The 16,626-nt window shown below is 46.2% G+C and carries 18 protein-coding genes and 1 rRNA gene; 10 read left to right on the forward strand and 9 right to left on the reverse strand.

Annotated elements, in window-relative coordinates:
* Positions 1 to 112 precede the first annotated feature (112 nt).
* Positions 113 to 766: a PAQR family membrane homeostasis protein TrhA gene (gene trhA, locus L4C44_RS20960; RefSeq protein ID WP_146492784.1), complete on the forward strand. Its 654-nt coding sequence runs from the start codon at positions 113 to 115 to the stop codon at positions 764 to 766.
* Here trhA and L4C44_RS20965 read toward each other — a convergent pair.
* From L4C44_RS20965 to def, 6 genes are all read right to left on the reverse strand, one after another.
* Positions 763 to 1,368, reverse strand: a complete 606-nt coding sequence (locus tag L4C44_RS20965) for a DUF3157 family protein (RefSeq protein WP_210447659.1) — start codon at positions 1,366 to 1,368, stop codon at positions 763 to 765. The two genes, trhA and L4C44_RS20965, sit on opposite strands and share 4 nt — an antisense overlap.
* A gap of 26 nt (positions 1,369 to 1,394) precedes the next feature.
* On the reverse strand, positions 1,395 to 2,840 hold the full coding sequence (locus L4C44_RS20970) for a TrkH family potassium uptake protein (protein ID WP_210447658.1): 1,446 nt from the start codon (positions 2,838 to 2,840) through the stop codon (positions 1,395 to 1,397).
* 81 nt (positions 2,841 to 2,921) lie between these two features.
* Complete coding sequence (gene trkA / locus L4C44_RS20975; RefSeq protein WP_004739332.1) at positions 2,922 to 4,298, reverse strand: Trk system potassium transporter TrkA; 1,377 nt, start codon at positions 4,296 to 4,298, stop codon at positions 2,922 to 2,924.
* A 109-nt stretch (positions 4,299 to 4,407) separates the two neighbouring features.
* Positions 4,408 to 5,688, reverse strand: coding sequence for a 16S rRNA (cytosine(967)-C(5))-methyltransferase RsmB (gene rsmB, locus L4C44_RS20980; RefSeq protein ID WP_017631532.1), 1,281 nt, complete (start codon positions 5,686 to 5,688; stop codon positions 4,408 to 4,410).
* A 91-nt stretch (positions 5,689 to 5,779) separates the two neighbouring features.
* Positions 5,780 to 6,727: a methionyl-tRNA formyltransferase gene (gene fmt / locus L4C44_RS20985; protein WP_428805658.1), complete on the reverse strand. Its 948-nt coding sequence runs from the start codon at positions 6,725 to 6,727 to the stop codon at positions 5,780 to 5,782.
* Between the two features lie 37 nt (positions 6,728 to 6,764).
* A complete protein-coding gene (def, locus tag L4C44_RS20990) occupies positions 6,765 to 7,277 on the reverse strand; it encodes a peptide deformylase (protein WP_017058772.1) in 513 nt (170 codons plus the stop codon).
* Between the two features lie 140 nt (positions 7,278 to 7,417).
* Between def and L4C44_RS20995 the strand changes: the two genes are divergently transcribed.
* From L4C44_RS20995 to L4C44_RS21010, 4 genes are read left to right on the forward strand one after another with little or no spacing between them, the layout of a single operon-like run.
* Positions 7,418 to 8,509, forward strand: coding sequence for a LysM peptidoglycan-binding domain-containing protein (locus L4C44_RS20995; RefSeq protein WP_428805659.1), 1,092 nt, complete (start codon positions 7,418 to 7,420; stop codon positions 8,507 to 8,509).
* A complete protein-coding gene (gene dprA, locus L4C44_RS21000) occupies positions 8,506 to 9,618 on the forward strand; it encodes a DNA-processing protein DprA (protein WP_428805660.1) in 1,113 nt (370 codons plus the stop codon). Before L4C44_RS20995 ends, dprA begins: the two co-directional genes overlap by 4 nt.
* Positions 9,619 to 9,621: 3 nt before the next feature.
* Positions 9,622 to 10,098 carry a DUF494 family protein gene (locus L4C44_RS21005; protein ID WP_029235873.1) on the forward strand — a complete coding sequence of 159 codons (477 nt, stop codon included), beginning with the start codon at positions 9,622 to 9,624 and terminating at the stop codon, positions 10,096 to 10,098.
* A 12-nt stretch (positions 10,099 to 10,110) separates the two neighbouring features.
* Positions 10,111 to 10,680 (forward strand): DNA topoisomerase family protein, encoded by a 570-nt coding sequence (locus L4C44_RS21010; protein ID WP_428805661.1) that lies wholly within the window; start codon positions 10,111 to 10,113, stop codon positions 10,678 to 10,680.
* 74 nt (positions 10,681 to 10,754) lie between these two features.
* Here the strand turns inward: L4C44_RS21010 and L4C44_RS21015 are convergent, their stop codons facing one another.
* A complete protein-coding gene (locus L4C44_RS21015) occupies positions 10,755 to 11,885 on the reverse strand; it encodes a 5-(carboxyamino)imidazole ribonucleotide synthase (protein WP_428805662.1) in 1,131 nt (376 codons plus the stop codon).
* A gap of 5 nt (positions 11,886 to 11,890) precedes the next feature.
* Entirely contained in the window at positions 11,891 to 12,376 is a 486-nt protein-coding gene (gene purE, locus L4C44_RS21020) for a 5-(carboxyamino)imidazole ribonucleotide mutase (protein WP_004739348.1), read from the reverse strand.
* A 195-nt stretch (positions 12,377 to 12,571) separates the two neighbouring features.
* Between purE and tsaC the strand changes: the two genes are divergently transcribed.
* The 4 genes from tsaC to L4C44_RS21040 all read left to right on the forward strand — a co-directional run bounded on the left by tsaC (position 12,572) and on the right by L4C44_RS21040 (position 15,262).
* Entirely contained in the window at positions 12,572 to 13,129 is a 558-nt protein-coding gene (tsaC, locus tag L4C44_RS21025) for an L-threonylcarbamoyladenylate synthase type 1 TsaC (RefSeq protein WP_428805663.1), read from the forward strand.
* A 20-nt stretch (positions 13,130 to 13,149) separates the two neighbouring features.
* The gene (gene hemF / locus L4C44_RS21030) at positions 13,150 to 14,067 is read left to right on the forward strand and encodes an oxygen-dependent coproporphyrinogen oxidase (protein ID WP_268664316.1); all 918 of its coding nucleotides are present in this window, start codon (positions 13,150 to 13,152) and stop codon (positions 14,065 to 14,067) included.
* 77 nt (positions 14,068 to 14,144) lie between these two features.
* Positions 14,145 to 14,975 carry a shikimate dehydrogenase gene (aroE, locus tag L4C44_RS21035; RefSeq protein ID WP_428805664.1) on the forward strand — a complete coding sequence of 277 codons (831 nt, stop codon included), beginning with the start codon at positions 14,145 to 14,147 and terminating at the stop codon, positions 14,973 to 14,975.
* 17 nt (positions 14,976 to 14,992) lie between these two features.
* Positions 14,993 to 15,262: a DUF1488 family protein gene (locus L4C44_RS21040; RefSeq protein WP_102308434.1), complete on the forward strand. Its 270-nt coding sequence runs from the start codon at positions 14,993 to 14,995 to the stop codon at positions 15,260 to 15,262.
* Here L4C44_RS21040 and L4C44_RS21045 read toward each other — a convergent pair.
* Positions 15,259 to 15,804, reverse strand: a complete 546-nt coding sequence (locus L4C44_RS21045) for a gamma carbonic anhydrase family protein (RefSeq protein ID WP_428805665.1) — start codon at positions 15,802 to 15,804, stop codon at positions 15,259 to 15,261. The genes L4C44_RS21040 and L4C44_RS21045 overlap by 4 nt on opposite strands.
* 589 nt (positions 15,805 to 16,393) lie before the next feature.
* On the opposite strand from L4C44_RS21045, the gene L4C44_RS21050 reads away from it, so the two are divergent.
* Positions 16,394 to 16,626, forward strand: a 16S ribosomal RNA gene (locus tag L4C44_RS21050); the annotation flags it as partial.

Raw genomic sequence — 16,626 nt, forward strand, 5'->3', positions numbered from 1 at the left:
ACAGTTTAGGCGTTATTAATACCATAAAAGATGTCATAAAAATTTAAGCTTACACGTGTAAGCTTAATGTGTAATACTAGGTCAATTGAACATATACTCTAGTAGGATACTCATGTCTGCATCATCAGTCAGCGAATACAGCGACATCGAAGAACGCGCTAATGCGATAACCCATGGCTTGGGCGTCGTGCTTGGCGTGGTTGGTCTGATCTTGTTGCTGGTTCGCGCGTTTGATTACCAAGCCGACATGTTGACTGTTGCTAGTATGGCAATCTATGGCAGCAGCATTATCCTGCTCTTTCTTGCTTCCACGCTCTATCACTCGATCACCACAGAGAAGACCAAGCGTTTATTGAAAACCCTCGATCACTGTGCGATTTATTTACTGATCGCAGGTAGCTACACCCCGTTTTTATTGGTTGGTTTAAGAACCCCACTGGCGATGGGCTTGATGGCGGTTATTTGGGGAATTGCGCTGGTCGGTATCACCATGAAGATTGCCTTCGTCTACCGATTTAAGCGCTTATCGCTGTTCATTTATTTAGCTATGGGCTGGCTGTCGTTGATTGTGGTGTATCAACTGGCTATGAATATCGATATAGGCGGCTTGGTGTTATTGGCGCTCGGTGGCGTGATCTACTCGTTGGGTGTTATTTTCTATGTGACAAAACGCATCCCTTACAACCACGCCATCTGGCACTTGTTTGTTTTGGCGGGCTGCGCTTGCCATTTCTTCGCTATTTATTTGTACGTGACTCCGGTTTAGCGAGCCAGTACCTCAGTAATCTCAGCTTTAATCTGATATTCAGGGTGTTGTTCTAGGTCAAGTTTGATTAGTTTGCCTTCTTCACCCGTCTTTGGTCGTAGGTATGTGTCGGCCATTCGTTTGATTGACTTCCACACTGCAACTTCTTCTTCTGCCAACAACTCACCTTCTGCAGTAAATACGCTGATGTTAAGTGATACCAAAATGACAGCTTGAGTGCCTTGGTTGGTGATAGCTGTCGGAATGATAAGCTCACCATCTTCATAGCGACTTGCACCCAGTACAACATCCACTCCTGATTGAGAGAGCTGTAAGCTTGGCTTCTTACTATTAACCACAATCGTAGTGCCACGCGTGTTCGTTGAGACAGGTACGGCTACGACAGGTGCTGCTGCAATAGGCGCTGCTGAAACAGGCACTGCAATCTCTGATGTTATCGCTGCTGCTTCCGTTTGCTTTGGTGCCACGTATTGCCAAGTAAAATCATCTTTGAGTAACACTTGTTTGCCATCTGGCAGTGTGACCATTTGCTCAGCAAAGGCAGAACTTACGAATACTGAGTTTGCGAGCAATGCGCTTGCGATAAGTAGGTATGATTTCATCTCTGTTTCCTTAAATATTCGTGCAATTAGCGTCGCCAGAAGGCTGGGAAGAATAGAACGATCAGCGTCAGTATCTCGAGTCTTCCCATCAACATGCCAAGGCTTAATAACCACTTAGCAGCGTCTGGCAGCGGCGCAAAGTTCCCCGTTGGACCGATCACACTGCCCATGCCTGGACCAACGTTGGCAACGGCTGTGATAGCGCCAGATATACTGGTCACGGGATCAAGTCCCATCGCGCTCAAGCCACCTGCAATTAAGATAATCGTAATAAAGAACATCAAACCAAATGCGACCAGTGAACGCACAATGTCGTCATTTACTGGTCGTTGGTTATAGCGTTGAACAAAGACACCCGACGGGTGAATCAGCTTCATCATTTGTTTATGAAGCATGGTCATCGCGATCTGGAAACGGAAGATTTTGATACCGCCAGAGGTTGAACCTGAGCAAGCGCCCGCCATCATTAGAAACGCAAATAAAGTGGTTGGTAGTGCGCCCCACGCGGTGAAGTCTTCTAAGCCAAAACCGGTTGTGGTGACCACGGATACGATATTGAACATCGAAACACGCATCGCATCCATGACTGTGTAGCCATCTCTAACCACCAACCATGTCGATATTACGGCACTGGTGACCAAGAATAGATACGTGAACCCTTTCACTTGCGCATCTTTGTAGAGGATTGAGAGCTTTCTACCACGCAGTGCGCTAACGAACAATAGGAAAGGCAGGCCGCCAAGGAACATGAACAGCGTTCCCACCCAGTGAGCACTGTTAGAGAAGTGGTTCATCGAGCCATCGGATGTTGAGTATCCCCCCGTCGACAGTGTTGTGAAGGCGTGATTGATCGCGTCAAAGATGCCCATGCCTGCAAACAGGTAGCTAATAATGCACAAGCCAGTCAGAACCAGATAAACCGCCACGATGTTCTTCGCGACCGTTTTCGCTCGTGGGCTGCTTTTATCTGACCAATCGGATGATTCGGTTTGGAACAGGCGCATACCACCGACGTTGAGCATTGGCAGAACCGCTACCGCCATAACGATGAAGCCGATGCCACCTAACCATTGCAGTATGGAACGCCACAACAGAATGCTTGGTGCCATGCTGTCTAAGCCGCTTAATACGGTTGAGCCTGTCGTGGTGATACCAGACATGGTTTCAAAATAGGCGTCGGTGAAGCTGATGTGGTTGATGAAGACAAACGGCAGTGCAGCAAAGGCACTGGCTATAGTCCATACCAGAGAGGTGATCAGGAACATGTCCCGCACACCAAGCCGGAACTTAGCTGAACGGCCTAAACTCAAGCAGATGAACGCCACTATGTGCGTGATCACTACCGACTGACCAAACTCGAGGAAGCCACCGGTGCCTGTGAAAAATGCAACCAATGTAGGGATGTACATGAACAGGGCCAGTTTTGATAACACTAACCCTATCACTAATAATATCGGACGAAAGTTGACCATAGCTTAATAGACCATCGCTTTGTGCCGGAGCGTCGCTCTCACAACGAAGAAGGTTGTGAGAAGAAGCTTACGAGAACAAGGCTATAAGAAGAACGGACTCGGTTGGAAAAGAGACTCAACATCAGGCACGTATTTCTTGTCCACTAGGAACATTACTACGTGGTCATCTTGTTCGATTACAGTTCTATCGTGCGCGATAAGTACCTCTTCTCCTCGAACAATCGCACCAATAGTGGTGCCCGGTGGTAGTTTGATGTCGCCAATCGCTCGGCCAACGACTTTAGATGTGGTTTCGTCACCGTGAGCAATGGCTTCGATCGCCTCTGCAGCGCCGCGACGTAGGGATGATACGTTTACAATATCAGCACGACGAACGTGAGTAAGCAGCGCAGAAATGGTCGCTTGCTGTGGAGAGATCGCAATATCAATCACACCACCCTGAACAAGGTCTACGTAAGCACCGCGCTGAATCAGTACCATTACCTTCTTGGCACCCATTCGCTTAGCCAGCATGGCTGACATGATGTTGGTTTCATCTTCATTGGTTAGGGCAATGAACACGTCGACCTGATCGATGTTCTCTTCAGTCAGCAGTTCTTGGTCGGCTGCATCACCACAGAATACGATGGTGTTTTCTAATTCTTCAGACAGCTTCTCGGCGCGAGTGTAGCTGCGCTCGATAAGCTTTATGCTGTAGCTTTGCTCAAGGCGTTTTGCCAAGCTTGCACCAATGTTACCACCGCCAACAATCATGATGCGACGATACGGTTTCTCTAGGCGTTGCAGTTCACTCATTACTGAGCGGATATGGTTACTCGCCGCGACAAAGAAAACCTCATCATCGGCTTCAATGATGGTAGTACCTTGTGGGCGAATAGGGCGACCTTGACGGAAGATAGCGGCAACACGAGTATCAATGTGCGGCATGTGCTCACGCAAAGCAGACAGTGCGTTACCAACCAATGGTCCACCGTAGTAAGCTTTTACTGCGACTAGGCTAACCTTCTGTTCAGCAAAGCTCACAACCTGCAGTGCGCCTGGGTATTGAATCAAGCGCTCAATGTAGCTGGTCACTAACTCTTCGGGTGCGATAAGGTGATCGACTGGGATCGCGCCTGATTTGAATAGCGCTTCTTTCTCTTCCAGATATTCTGGAGAACGAATACGGGCAATTCGGTTCGGTGTATTGAAAAGAGAGAAGGCAACCTGACATGCAGCCATGTTGGTTTCATCCATGTTGGTTACTGCAACCAACATGTCGGCATCTTGCGCACCCGCTTCACGTAGTGTGTTTGGGTGGCTGGCATAACCGTTTACAACCCTAAGGTCGTACTTATCCTGAAGTTCACGCAGTCGGTCAGCATTACGGTCGACAATGGTGATGTCATTGTTTTCACCAACCAGGTTTTCAGCAAGGGTACCGCCAACTTGTCCAGCACCTAGGATAATGATCTTCATAGCCTTTCTCTTTTCTTTACCGTGGTAATTCTAGTTATCTAACTTTGTTTTGATAATGCACTAGAAAGAAACAGCGGCTAAGAAATAAATTCTTAGCCGCTGTTAGTTGTTATGCCTGTTTTACTAGAACTGCATAGTAGAAGCCATCCATATCTTCTTCTCCAGGTAGTATTTGACGACCCGGATTTTCGATATCAGACCCAACCAGCGTTGCGTTCTCAGTACGCTCTAGGAATGCTTTCACTTGCAGCACGTTTTCTTGCGGCGTGATAGAACATGTCGCATAAACCATGGTGCCGCCTTCTTTCAGCTGACGCCACATGGCATCCATAATTTCGCTTTGCAGTTCAGCCAGCGCATCAATGTCAGATGCACGACGTAGCCACTTGATGTCAGGGTGACGGCGAATTACGCCGGTCGCTGAACAAGGTGCATCAAGTAGGATACGGTCGAACTTATCACCCATCCACCACTCTTCAGGGTAGCGAGCATCACCACAAATTACGTCGGCACGCAGTTGTAGACGTTCAAGGTTATCGTAAACACGGTCTAGGCGTTTAATGTCGCAGTCAATCGCAACCACTTCAGTGTCGTTGGTATGCTCAAGAATGTGTGCCGTTTTACCACCTGGCGCAGCACAACAATCTAGGATTAGCTCACCATCTTTTGGTGTTAGATAATCAACTGAAAGCTGAGCGGCAGCGTCTTGTACTGATACCCAACCTCTGTCGAAGCCAGGAAGTAAAGTAACATCACAAGGTGCAGCTAATTTTATGGCATCTGCTGCTTCAGGGTGCAATGTGTATTCAATGTTTTCGTTTTTAAGCAGTTCAACATACTCGTCACGAGTGTGGTGTTGGCGGTTAACGCGCAGCCACATTGGTGCCTTGCTGTTGTTTGCTTCAACCAGTTGCTCCCATTGATCTGGGTAGCTCTCTTGAAGCATTTTTAGGATCCAGCTTGGGTGGCCATATTTGCCTGCATTGTGGCTAACGGCTTTCTCGTCTAGTTCTTCTTGGTCACGTAGGTAGCTACGTAATACCGCGTTGATCAAACCACTTAGGCTTGGACCGCGCAGTGTTTTGGTGCCCTCAACTGTTTCCGCAACGGCAGCATGCGAAGGGATACGCATGAAGCTCAGTTGGTAAATGCCCACCAAAATCAGGTGGTGGAATACACGCTTTTTACCTTTAAGCGGGTTTTCCATTAGTTCGTTAGCGATTGACTCTAAACGAGGCAGGTAACGAAGTGCGCCGTAGCAAATCTCTTGCAGTAGAGCATGGTCTCGCGGGCGGATCGTTTTTTGAGCCGCAGGGAGAGCGTGTGAAAGAGAGTGGCCTTTATCGACAACTTGAAATAGGACATTTGCAGCAGCAGCGCGAACATTCATGAGGGGTACCGAATATTTATTTGAATACATGAGGGCATCTCTGCCCTCGTAAAGGTTTTCTAAGCTGCGCTTATGGCAGCTTTAAAAGCGGTTAAGAAAGTTGAGTTCCAACTTCAAACCAGCTTGCACGAGAGTTCAAGATATCCTGAACTGACATGGCTTTTTTACCAGGCACTTGCAGCTGTTCAAGAACAAGTACACCTTGTCCTGTTGCTACGTAGATACCCGTTTTATCGGCTTGCAGAATAGTACCTGCAGGCTTATCAGAGGTTTGCTCTGCTACACGGCTTTGCCATACTTTGATGCTGTTTTCCGCAGCTTCAAAGTGGCTCATTGGCCATGGGTTGAAAGCACGAACGCAGCGCTCAATATGAGCTGCGTCATCACTCCAGTTGATACGCGCTTCTTCTTTACTTAGCTTCTTCGCGTAGTTAGAAAGTTCGTCGTCTTGTTTTTCAGCCACCGCTTTACCAGAAGCGATGTCAGACAAACACTCAACAAGCGCATCAGGGCCAAGACCAGCTAGCTTTTCGTACATTGAAGCACTGGTATCAGTCGCTTCAATTGGTAGTGTTGCGATACTGAGCATGTCACCCGTATCTAGGCCGATATCCATCTGCATGATCGTCACGCCTGTCTCTTTATCACCCGCCCAAATAGAGCGTTGGATAGGAGCAGCACCACGCCAGCGCGGCAGGATAGAGCCATGCACGTTGATACAACCTAAGCAAGGCGTATCTAAAACCACTTGTGGAAGCAATAAGCCGTACGCTACAACCACCATGATGTCAGCATTCAAATCCGCTAGCTCTTGCTTAGCTTCATCTGACTTGAAGTTTTCAGGTTGGTAAACCGGAATATTGTTTTCAAGTGCGATGTTTTTTACTGGGCTCGCAGTCAGTTTTTTACCGCGGCCTGCTGGACGATCTGGCTGTGTGTAAACAGCAATAACTTCATGCTCCGAAGACAACAACGCCGCCAAGTGACGGGCGGCGAAATCCGGAGTACCTGCGAAGACAATTCTTAAAGACTGACTCAAGGTAGGCTTCCTTCTAATTTAGTAATAGCAGCGGTGATTAACCTTGTTTCTCGTTGAAACGTTTAATCTTCGCTAGCTTATCTTGGATACGTTTACGCTTTAATGGCGATAGGTAATCAACAAACAACTTGCCTTCTAGGTGGTCAAGTTCGTGCTGAACACAGATAGCCAGAAGGTCATCAGCGTCGAATGTGAATTCGTTGCCGTCACGGTCTAATGCTTTAACCGTTACTTCTGCAGCGCGAGGTACTAGAGCTCGAGCGCCAGGTACAGATAGACAGCCTTCTTCGATACCATCTTCGCCGCGCTTTTCAGTGATTTCAGGGTTGATCAGAACCATAGGCTCATCACGCGTCTCTGAAATATCGATAACAACGATGCGCTGGTGGAAATCTACTTGCGTTGCCGCAAGGCCGATACCTTCTTCGTCGTACATGGTTTCAATCATGTCATCAACGAACTTTTGAATCTCTGGGGTAACTTCTTTTACCGGTTTCGCCACGGTACGTAGACGATCATCTGGTAATGTTAATACTTGTAATACAGACATATACACTCGAAATATTGAACTGTGCCGAAACAGCTTAAACCTTGTTGGCTCAATTCTAGACATTTTAGAGGCCAAATGACAGCATCCTGAAGGTAATTCTCCAATCAGATGTCATATATTCAGACCAAGGAACCTAGGTCATGCGTCATTTATTCCCTGCTTTATCTCTTGTTTGTGCCTTGATTTCGTTCGCCGCTACGGCGGAAAATAGTGAGCAACCTTTAACCATTAAACAGGGCGCACCTGAGGCGTATGTGGTGGTTAAGGGTGATACCTTGTGGGATATTTCTGCGATGTATCTCGATAGTCCATGGTTGTGGCCAAGGTTATGGCAGGTGAATCCAGAGATTGAAAACCCTCATCTTATTTACCCCGGAGATAAACTGTCTTTGGTTTGGATTAATGGCGAGCCTGTATTGAGCCTCAAGCCTGTTATCAAGCTGAGCCCTAAGATTCGTGTCTCTGAGAAGAAAGCAGTACCTACCGTCAATGAGGGGCTAGTTTTGCCGTATTTACAGTCTGATCGCTTGGTAGAGCAGCAAGATATCGAATCGGCGCAACGGGTATTAGGAACCAGTGATGGAAAGAGATTCTTATCGGGTGCAGACCGGTTATTTATCTCAGGTAACCAGCAGCATCAAAAATGGGGTATCTACCGCGCCGTTGAAACTTACCAACGGCAGCAACCCCAAGCGACTATTACCTCGTTGCGCTTGGTTGCCACTGCGCGCTTAAAAGAAGTGGATGCTGAGTTCAGTAGCTTGCAGATAGACACTCAATTGCAAGAGGTATTGCTTAACGACCTGGTGCTCCCTGAACTTGGTGTTGATCAGGTGAAGCTCTCTACCACGTTTTACCCTGCACCTAGTGCGGCGGGTCAGTTTGCTAATATCTTGGGTTCGTTAGATGGCAGCCAATACAGCGCGAAGAATCAGGTGGTAGTGATCAACAAAGGTTCACAGGATAACCTTCGCCAAGGCTCTATGTTTACCCTCAGCGAAAGCGGTGCAGTGGTGTTTGGTAAGCAAGGTGAATACAGCTATAAAGAGTCGGCGGCGAGCGATAAGGTGCAATTGCCAAGTACCTCGCTGGGTAGCTTGATGGTTATTCGTCCCTATCAATATTTTAGCCTCGCGTTGATTACTCAGAGCTCTAAGCCTGTTAGTAATGATATTCTGGCGGTATCGCCTTTGGACCTTGCTTTGACGGAAGAGATTAAGGGTACCGAGTGAATGAGCAACAACTGAGTGCTTGGTTAACTCTAAGTTTTGTTCCGCAATTGGGTGGCAAACGCCTTTCTCGCCTGCTGAGTATCGATTCCCCTTCGAACATTGTTGGCTACTCAAGTCAGCAGCTGCAAGCGATGGGTTTGTCAGCTAAGCAAATATCCTATCTAAGAGAGCAAGCCCCAAGAGAAGTGGAGGCTTGCTTATCATGGCAAGCAAAACAGCCTAACCATCACATTATTACCCCGAATTGCTCATATTATCCCAAACTGCTCAATGAGATTGCCTCTGCGCCCAGTGTTCTTTTCGTTAAAGGTCACGTCGAAAAGCTGATTGAACCTCAAATCGCTATGGTCGGCAGTCGCAATGCCAGTCTTGAAGGGCTGCAGACAGCGAAGTCCTTCGCCAAAGAGTTTGTCCAAAACGGTTTGATTGTCACCAGTGGCTTAGCTTTAGGTATCGATGGCTATGCTCATGATGGTGCTCTGGATAAAGGAGGGGAAACTTTTGCAGTGTTGGGTTCTGGCTTGGACTCCATTTATCCTGCCCGCCACCGAAATCTAGCGGAGAGGATCTGTGAGAATGGCGCGCTGATTTCAGAGTTTCGCCCAAGTGCTAAACCGAGACCTGAACATTTCCCCCGTCGTAACCGTATTATAAGTGGCTTGTCTTTGGGAACTCTCGTTGTTGAAGCGGCAGAAAAGAGTGGTTCTTTGATTACGGCTCGTTATGCGATGGAGCAAGGTCGAGAAGTGTTTGCGCTTCCCGGTTCTATTCATAGCCCAACCAGCCGCGGAGGTAACAGTCTCATCAAAGCTGGAGCATGTTTAGTGCAAAATGCTCAAGATGTTCTGATTGAAATAAAGAGTCTGTTAAACTGGTCTATAGAGCAGCAGCCGAGCTTATTCGAACCTACGCAGAATAAGGGTGAAAATGAACAATTGCCATTTCCACAGCTGTTAGCTAACGTAGGATTAGAGGCGACACCCGTTGATATTTTGGCACAGAGAACCCATATACCTGTGCATGAAGTCATGATGCAGCTTTTAGAGCTTGAGCTCTCAGGGCATGTTGTTGCAGTTTCCGGTGGCTATATTCGAAAGGGGAGAGGCTAAGCTATGATGATGGACATACTGATGTACTTGTTTGAAACCTACATCCATAGCGATTCTGAATTGCAGGTGGATCAAGACGAGCTGGAAGATGAGCTTCTTCGAGCAGGGTTTCACCAAGACGATATTTATAAGGCCCTCCATTGGTTAGAAGATCTTGCGGCACTGCAAGATACCGACAACCAAGCGGCGATTACTATGTGCTCCAATACCTCGATGCGTGTTTATACCAGTCGAGAGATTTCACGTATTAATATGGAGTGTCGAGGTTTCCTACTATTCCTAGAGCAGATCAACGTGCTCACGACAGAGATTCGTGAAATGGTGATTGATCGTGTAATGGGGCTTGAGACCAACGAATTTGAATTGGATGATCTGAAATGGATTATCTTAATGGTGCTATTCAATGTACCGGGTAATGAAAGTGCTTACACGCAAATGGAAGAGCTGTTGTACACCAAAGAGCAAGGTATCTTGCATTAATACAGGCTTGTCATGAGTAGTAAGATTGATAATCAGCTTTTTTCAGCACATGAACATGCGTTAGAGCATGAACCTTGTCCACAGTGTGGTGGGGAGCTTCAGCTTCGCCATGGTAAGCACGGCCCATTTTTAGGCTGTAAGCAGTATCCGAGCTGTGATTACATCAAGCCTCTTCATCAAAATGATGGTCATGTGGTGAAAGAGCTGGGCGTACCGTGCCCTAAATGCCAAAACGAGTTGGTATTAAGGCAAGGTCGCTTTGGGATGTTCATTGGTTGTAGTAGCTACCCAACGTGTAATCACATCGAATCTTTAGATCAACCGAAAGAACAACCTGAAGAGCAGCCACTTGTTGCCTGTCCTGAGTGTGGCCGAGGTCATCTGGTTGAGCGTAAATCTCGCTATGGCAAAATCTTTTATGCTTGTGATAACTACCCTAAGTGTAAGTTCGCCGTTAATCAGCCACCAGTTATAGGTCGTTGTGAAGAGTGCCAGTTCCCGTTGTTACTTGAGAAGAAAACAGCTCACGGGATGAAAAAGCAATGTGCGGACCGCAAATGTCATCACATTCAATCTGAATAGCCTCAGGTTATAGAAATAAAAATGGCGCTCACTGAGCGCCATTTTTGTATCTAAACTAACAAAGCCATGCTGGTCTATTTCATCTGATCAGCAAATTCATGAATAGCTGGATAAGCTTTTTTGTCGAGGATATTAGCCAGAGAACATAATGTTCTTTGCAGTTCGGCGTTGTAGTCTGCGCTCACGTTAATGTGACCCATCTTACGGCCTGTTCGTTTTTCTTTACCATACCAATGCACATGACAACCGCCTTGAGCCAAAATAGCGTCAGGTAGAGTATCTTCACCAAGGATGTTAATCATTGCGGTTGGACGAATCAGCTTGGTACTGCCTAGTGGCATTCCACAGACCGCACGAAGGTGATTCTCAAACTGACAAGTCTCAGCACCTTGCTGTGTCCAGTGACCTGAGTTATGAACACGTGGTGCAATCTCGTTAACCAACAATGAACCTTGAACGTCAAAGAACTCAAGTGCTAGCACACCAACGTAATCCAAGCGCTCAGCAACCGCAGTAAACATGGCTTTCGCTTGTTCTTGCAACTCAATATCATCAATTGCGGTCGATAAGCTCAATACGCCATCGGTGTGAACATTTTCTGCCAATGGGTAAACTTGAACCTCTCCATTAGTTCCACGAGCACCAACCAGTGATACTTCACGATCGAACGGAACAAACTTTTCTGCCACAATTGCTTGATTGTCGGTTGCAGCAATGCACTCGGCCATTTCTGTCCAAGTTGCTTCAACGCTGTCTAATGTTTTTAAACGCCACTGGCCTTTGCCATCGTAGCCGCCAAGTGTGCTCTTCAACACCATCGGTAGGCCAACATGAGCAATTGCAGCGTCAAAGTCTTCGCGAGAGTTAATCACATAGTACTTAGCGTTCTTCACGTTCGCTTCGTCTAATAGCGCTTTTTCGAGGCGACGGTCACCGCCAGCTTTGATTGCTTCTGTGGTCGGTAAGAACTTACCGCTGCGCTCACATACTTCAAGCACATCATGAGGGATGTGTTCGAATTCAGCAGTAATCACGTCCGCGCGCTCAATCGCATTTTCTAAGCCGTTGCCTAGAATCGCTTGCGTTAATGGATGAACAATATTTTTGCTGCCAACATCAAAAGCAGAAATTTCAATATTCAGCGGTGCCCCAGCTAGGGACATCATGCGAGCAAGTTGGCCCGCGCCTAACACAAGAACATGCATGGGAATTAGTCCTCTGCAGGGTTTGGATTAGCAAGTACCGTTTCTGTTTGCTCAGAGCGGAATGCTTCTACTTTTGCCATTACTTCTTCATTGTGTGTACCAATGATTTGAGCAGCTAGGATGCCAGCGTTCGCTGCACCCGCTTCACCGATAGCTAGAGTACCTACAGCAATACCTTTTGGCATTTGCACGATAGAAAGCAGAGAATCCATTCCTTTCAGCGCTTTAGACTGAACTGGAACACCAAGTACAGGTACGCTTGTGAAAGCAGCTGCCATGCCTGGTAGGTGAGCTGCACCGCCAGCACCAGCAATAATGACTTTAATACCGCGCTCTTTTGCACTGGTTGCGTAGTCTGCAAGCAACTGAGGTGTGCGGTGAGCTGAAACCACTTTTGTTTCGTACGCTACGCCAAACTGATCCAACATGTCCGCAGCTAGCTTCATTGTTGGCCAATCAGATTTAGAACCCATGATAATACCGACAGTCATCTCAAACTCCTTCAGGTACGATTTAATTAGTGATTAGATATTTTGCGCGCATTATACGGGTAAAATTGCTTTAGGAAAACGTTTGCGTCAGTCTAAATTGCCATTTGATACATTTTATAAACAAATAGCTTTAGTAACAGTGAGTGATAATTTGTACACTTAGCGAGTTCGATAACTGACTTAATGAGGCAACCCGTGGATAACTTTCAACATACATTGCAGGCATTACAACAGGGCGAAGTCATTGCTTACCCGACCGAAGGCGTTTTTGGGGTTGGTTGTGATCCTGATAATCCACATGCCATCAAGAAATTACTCGAGTTAAAACAGCGTCCAGTTGAAAAGGGCTTGATCTTGATTGCGGCAAGTTACGAGCAGCTGCTTCCTTATATTGATGAAAGCCAACTGACCGATGAGCAACTAGCGACGGTTAAAGCAACATGGCCGGGACCGGTCACTTGGATCATGCCAACCAGTGCTAAAGTGACTGATTGGGTGAGTGGTCAGTTTGATTCAATCGCTGTGCGAGTGACGGATCACCCTTTGGTTCAAAGAATGTGTAATGAATTCGGTAAGCCGTTAACCTCTACCAGTGCTAACCTGTCGGGCGAACCGCCTTGTATGACGACTGAAGAAGTACAACAGCAACTTGGTCAACACTTGGTTGCGATTCTTGAAGGGAAAACGGGTGGTCGAGATAAGCCAAGCGAAATCAGAGATGCAAAAACGTCGAAAATATTAAGACAGGGTTAAACCCTGCAAAGGAAAGTAAAATGTCAGCAATTGATAAAGAAGCAGTAAAGCAGTTTTTACTGAGCCTACAAGATTCGATTTGCCAACAGCTTGAACAAGCTGATGGTAGCGCACTATTTAAAGAAGATGCATGGGAACGCGAACCTGGCGATCGCCTTGGTGGCGGTGGTCGTACTCGTGTTATGACTGACGGTGCGGTCTTTGAACAAGGTGGTGTAAATTTTTCTCACGTTGCAGGTAAGGCAATGCCCGCTTCAGCAACGGCTCATCGCCCTGAATTAGCCGGACGTAAGTTTGAGGCAATGGGCGTATCGTTAGTTATCCACCCTAAAAACCCTTATATCCCAACCTCTCATGCTAACGTTCGATTCTTTATTGCCGAAAAAGAAGGCGAAGACCCTATCTGGTGGTTCGGTGGTGGTTTCGATTTAACACCATTCTATCCTTTCGATGAAGATTGCCAATCTTGGCATCAAATTGCTAAAGATCTGTGTACGCCATTTGGTGATGATGTGTATCAAGAACACAAAGAGTGGTGCGATAAGTACTTCTATTTACCTCACCGCGATGAAACGCGCGGTGTTGGTGGCTTGTTCTTTGATGACTTAAACGAGTGGGGCTTTGAAAAGAGTTTTGCTTACATGCAGGCTGTTGGTGAAGGCTATGCTGCGGCGTACTTACCTATTGTTGAGCGTCGTAGAGAGACACCTTATGGTGAACGTGAGCGTGACTTCCAGCTTTACCGCCGTGGTCGCTACGTTGAATTCAACCTAGTCTATGACCGTGGCACCTTGTTTGGCCTACAAAGTGGCGGGCGCACAGAGTCTATCTTGATGTCTATGCCGCCATTGGCTCGCTGGGAGTACCGTTACGAACCTCAAGCAGGGTCACCAGAAGCGTTGCTTTATAGTGACTACCTAAAACCTCGAACTTGGTAGTTCTTCCTTCCTTATAGGGATAGTGATAGGGTCATCTATATAGATGACCCTTTTTATTATTTCTGTTAGGTAAGGATATGACACAGCAAGTAGATCGTTATGCCGTTTTCGGTAACCCTATTGGGCAAAGCAAATCGCCATTCATCCACACGTTATTTGCTCGCCAAACCAGCCAACAACTTACCTATATAGCATTACAGCTAGAGCATGGTGAATTTATCACTGCTGCCAAAGCCTTCTTCAGTGAAGGTGGTCGAGGATGTAATGTCACAGCACCTTTTAAAGAAGACGCCTATCAGTTTGCTAATCGCCTAACTGAGAGGGCTGAACTGGCCGGTGCCGTAAATACCCTTAAGAAATTAGATGACGGAGAAATCATTGGTGATAACACCGATGGTGAGGGCTTAGTTCAAGACCTGCTTCAACATCAAGTTGCTCTAAAAGGAGCACGTGTTCTTCTTCTTGGCGCTGGTGGTGCTGCAAGAGGAGTGATTCAACCTCTTCTCGACCAAAAGCCACAACAGTTGGTGATCGCTAACCGAACCAGTTCAAAGGCTGAACTTCTGGCCGAGATGTTTTCTTCACATGGAAACATCAAAGGAATGGGGTTAAGCGATGTTAATGAAGGGTTTGATGTCATTATTAACTCGACTTCGTCTGGCCTAAGTGGTCAGCTTCCTGAAGTTTCTGAGATTATCTTCAATTCTAATAGTGCCGTTTATGACATGGTTTACGGATCGGGTAACACGGTATTCAATCAGTGGGCATTAGATAATGGTGTTCATGCTGCTTATGATGGTTTGGGTATGTTGGTAGGACAGGCCGCTGAGAGCTTCATGCTATGGCGTGGCCTTCGTCCGGGAACAAAACAGATTTTAAGAGAACTACGTAAAAACCTAGAGATGTAATGAGGTATTTATAAAAAATGAATCAATCAATTCTATTTCCTGATATCCAAGATTGGGATGAAGAAGATCAATCAATCATCTTCCCAGCACAGCAGTCTGGCGCACTGATTGAGTGTGTTATGTCTATTGAAGAGCTGTCTCGATTGGCAGGTAAAGATATAGAAGAAGGCGATCAAGCTTTAGTTATCTTTTCAGAGTTACGTTTTGATATTGAAGAGCTAGCTGAAGAGTTAATAGAAGAAGAGGAGTATGACTCCTCTAATCGGATTCAGATCAAAGTGTTTTAGACTGGCGACACAGAGTCTAGATAGTCGTTTTTATTCTGAACATAGTTGTCAGCTGACTTCTGTAAAAAGGCACGCTCTTTATCATTTAATGGGCGTGCTTGTTTTACTGGGCTTCCTACATAGAGATAACCGCTTTCAAGTACCTTATTAGGCGGAACCAAGCTACCAGCACCAATCATCACATCTTCTTTAATAACCACGCCATCGAGCACGATAGCTCCCATACCAACAAGTACACGATCTTCAATGGTGCAGCCATGCAGCATTACTTTATGCCCGATAGTGACATCATTACCTATTAGTAGAGGATAACCCTCTGGGTTTTCTGCATTCTTATGGGTGACGTGCAAAACGCTGCCGTCTTGGATATTTGTTCTATCTCCAATATGAATGTGGTTCACATCTCCTCGAGCTGCAACTAAAGGCCACACACTAGAGTCGTCACCGATTTTGATATCCCCAACCAGTACCGAACTTGTATCTATATAGACACCTTGTCCAATCTGAGGGGATATTCCTTTATAACTGCGCATTGAACTCATAAATCCTCCTTTATATAGGCACCTTAAGCCCTTAATTAAGGGGAATACTAGTGAAAATGGGGTGTTTTGAACAAAAAACGCTCGAACAATCAAAAAAGTAAGAAAAACTTTAAAAAGGGCTTGCCAGTGTGATCGAAATCTCTATAATGCGACCTCGTTGAAACGGGATGGCTTCTTAGGAAACCAAAACGAATCAGCAGGTCAAATTAGCCAAGCTAAGCGCTTGAAAAAAGTTTTGAAAATAGTGGTTGACACTAAAACTTAAATCGCTAAAATGGCCGTCCGATTTGAGCGAAGCTCAAAAAGGAAAAGCTCTTTAACAATTTAAACCTATCAATCTGTGTGGGCACTCGTTGATGAATATCAAAACGTTTTATCGTTAGATAAAACAGATTCTTCGGAATCAAAATTGATTTCAATGAACTGAGTGACCAATACAAATGACTTCGGTTATTTGGCACAGTCAATTCATTAYCATTCTGTTGGAATGRTAATAGCTTTAGAATTACATGTTCATGTTTACATGAATATTAGTTTTGAAGTCAGTATTCGTTGAGTCACACCTATTAGTTTAGGTAATCAAAACTTTAAATTGAAGAGTTTGATCATGGCTCAGATTGAACGCTGGCGGCAGGCCTAACACATGCAAGTCGAGCGGAAACGACACTAACAATCCTTCGGGTGCGTTAATGGGCGTCGAGCGGCGGACGGGTGAGTAATGCCTAGGAAATTGCCTTGATGTGGGGGATAACCATTGGAAACGATGGCTAATACCGCATAAYGCCTACGGGCCAAAGAGGGGGACCTTCGGGCCTCTCGCGT

The sequence above is a fragment of the Vibrio satsumensis genome (genome assembly GCF_050337435.1).
GTDB classification, from domain to species: Bacteria; Pseudomonadota; Gammaproteobacteria; order Enterobacterales; family Vibrionaceae; genus Vibrio; species Vibrio satsumensis.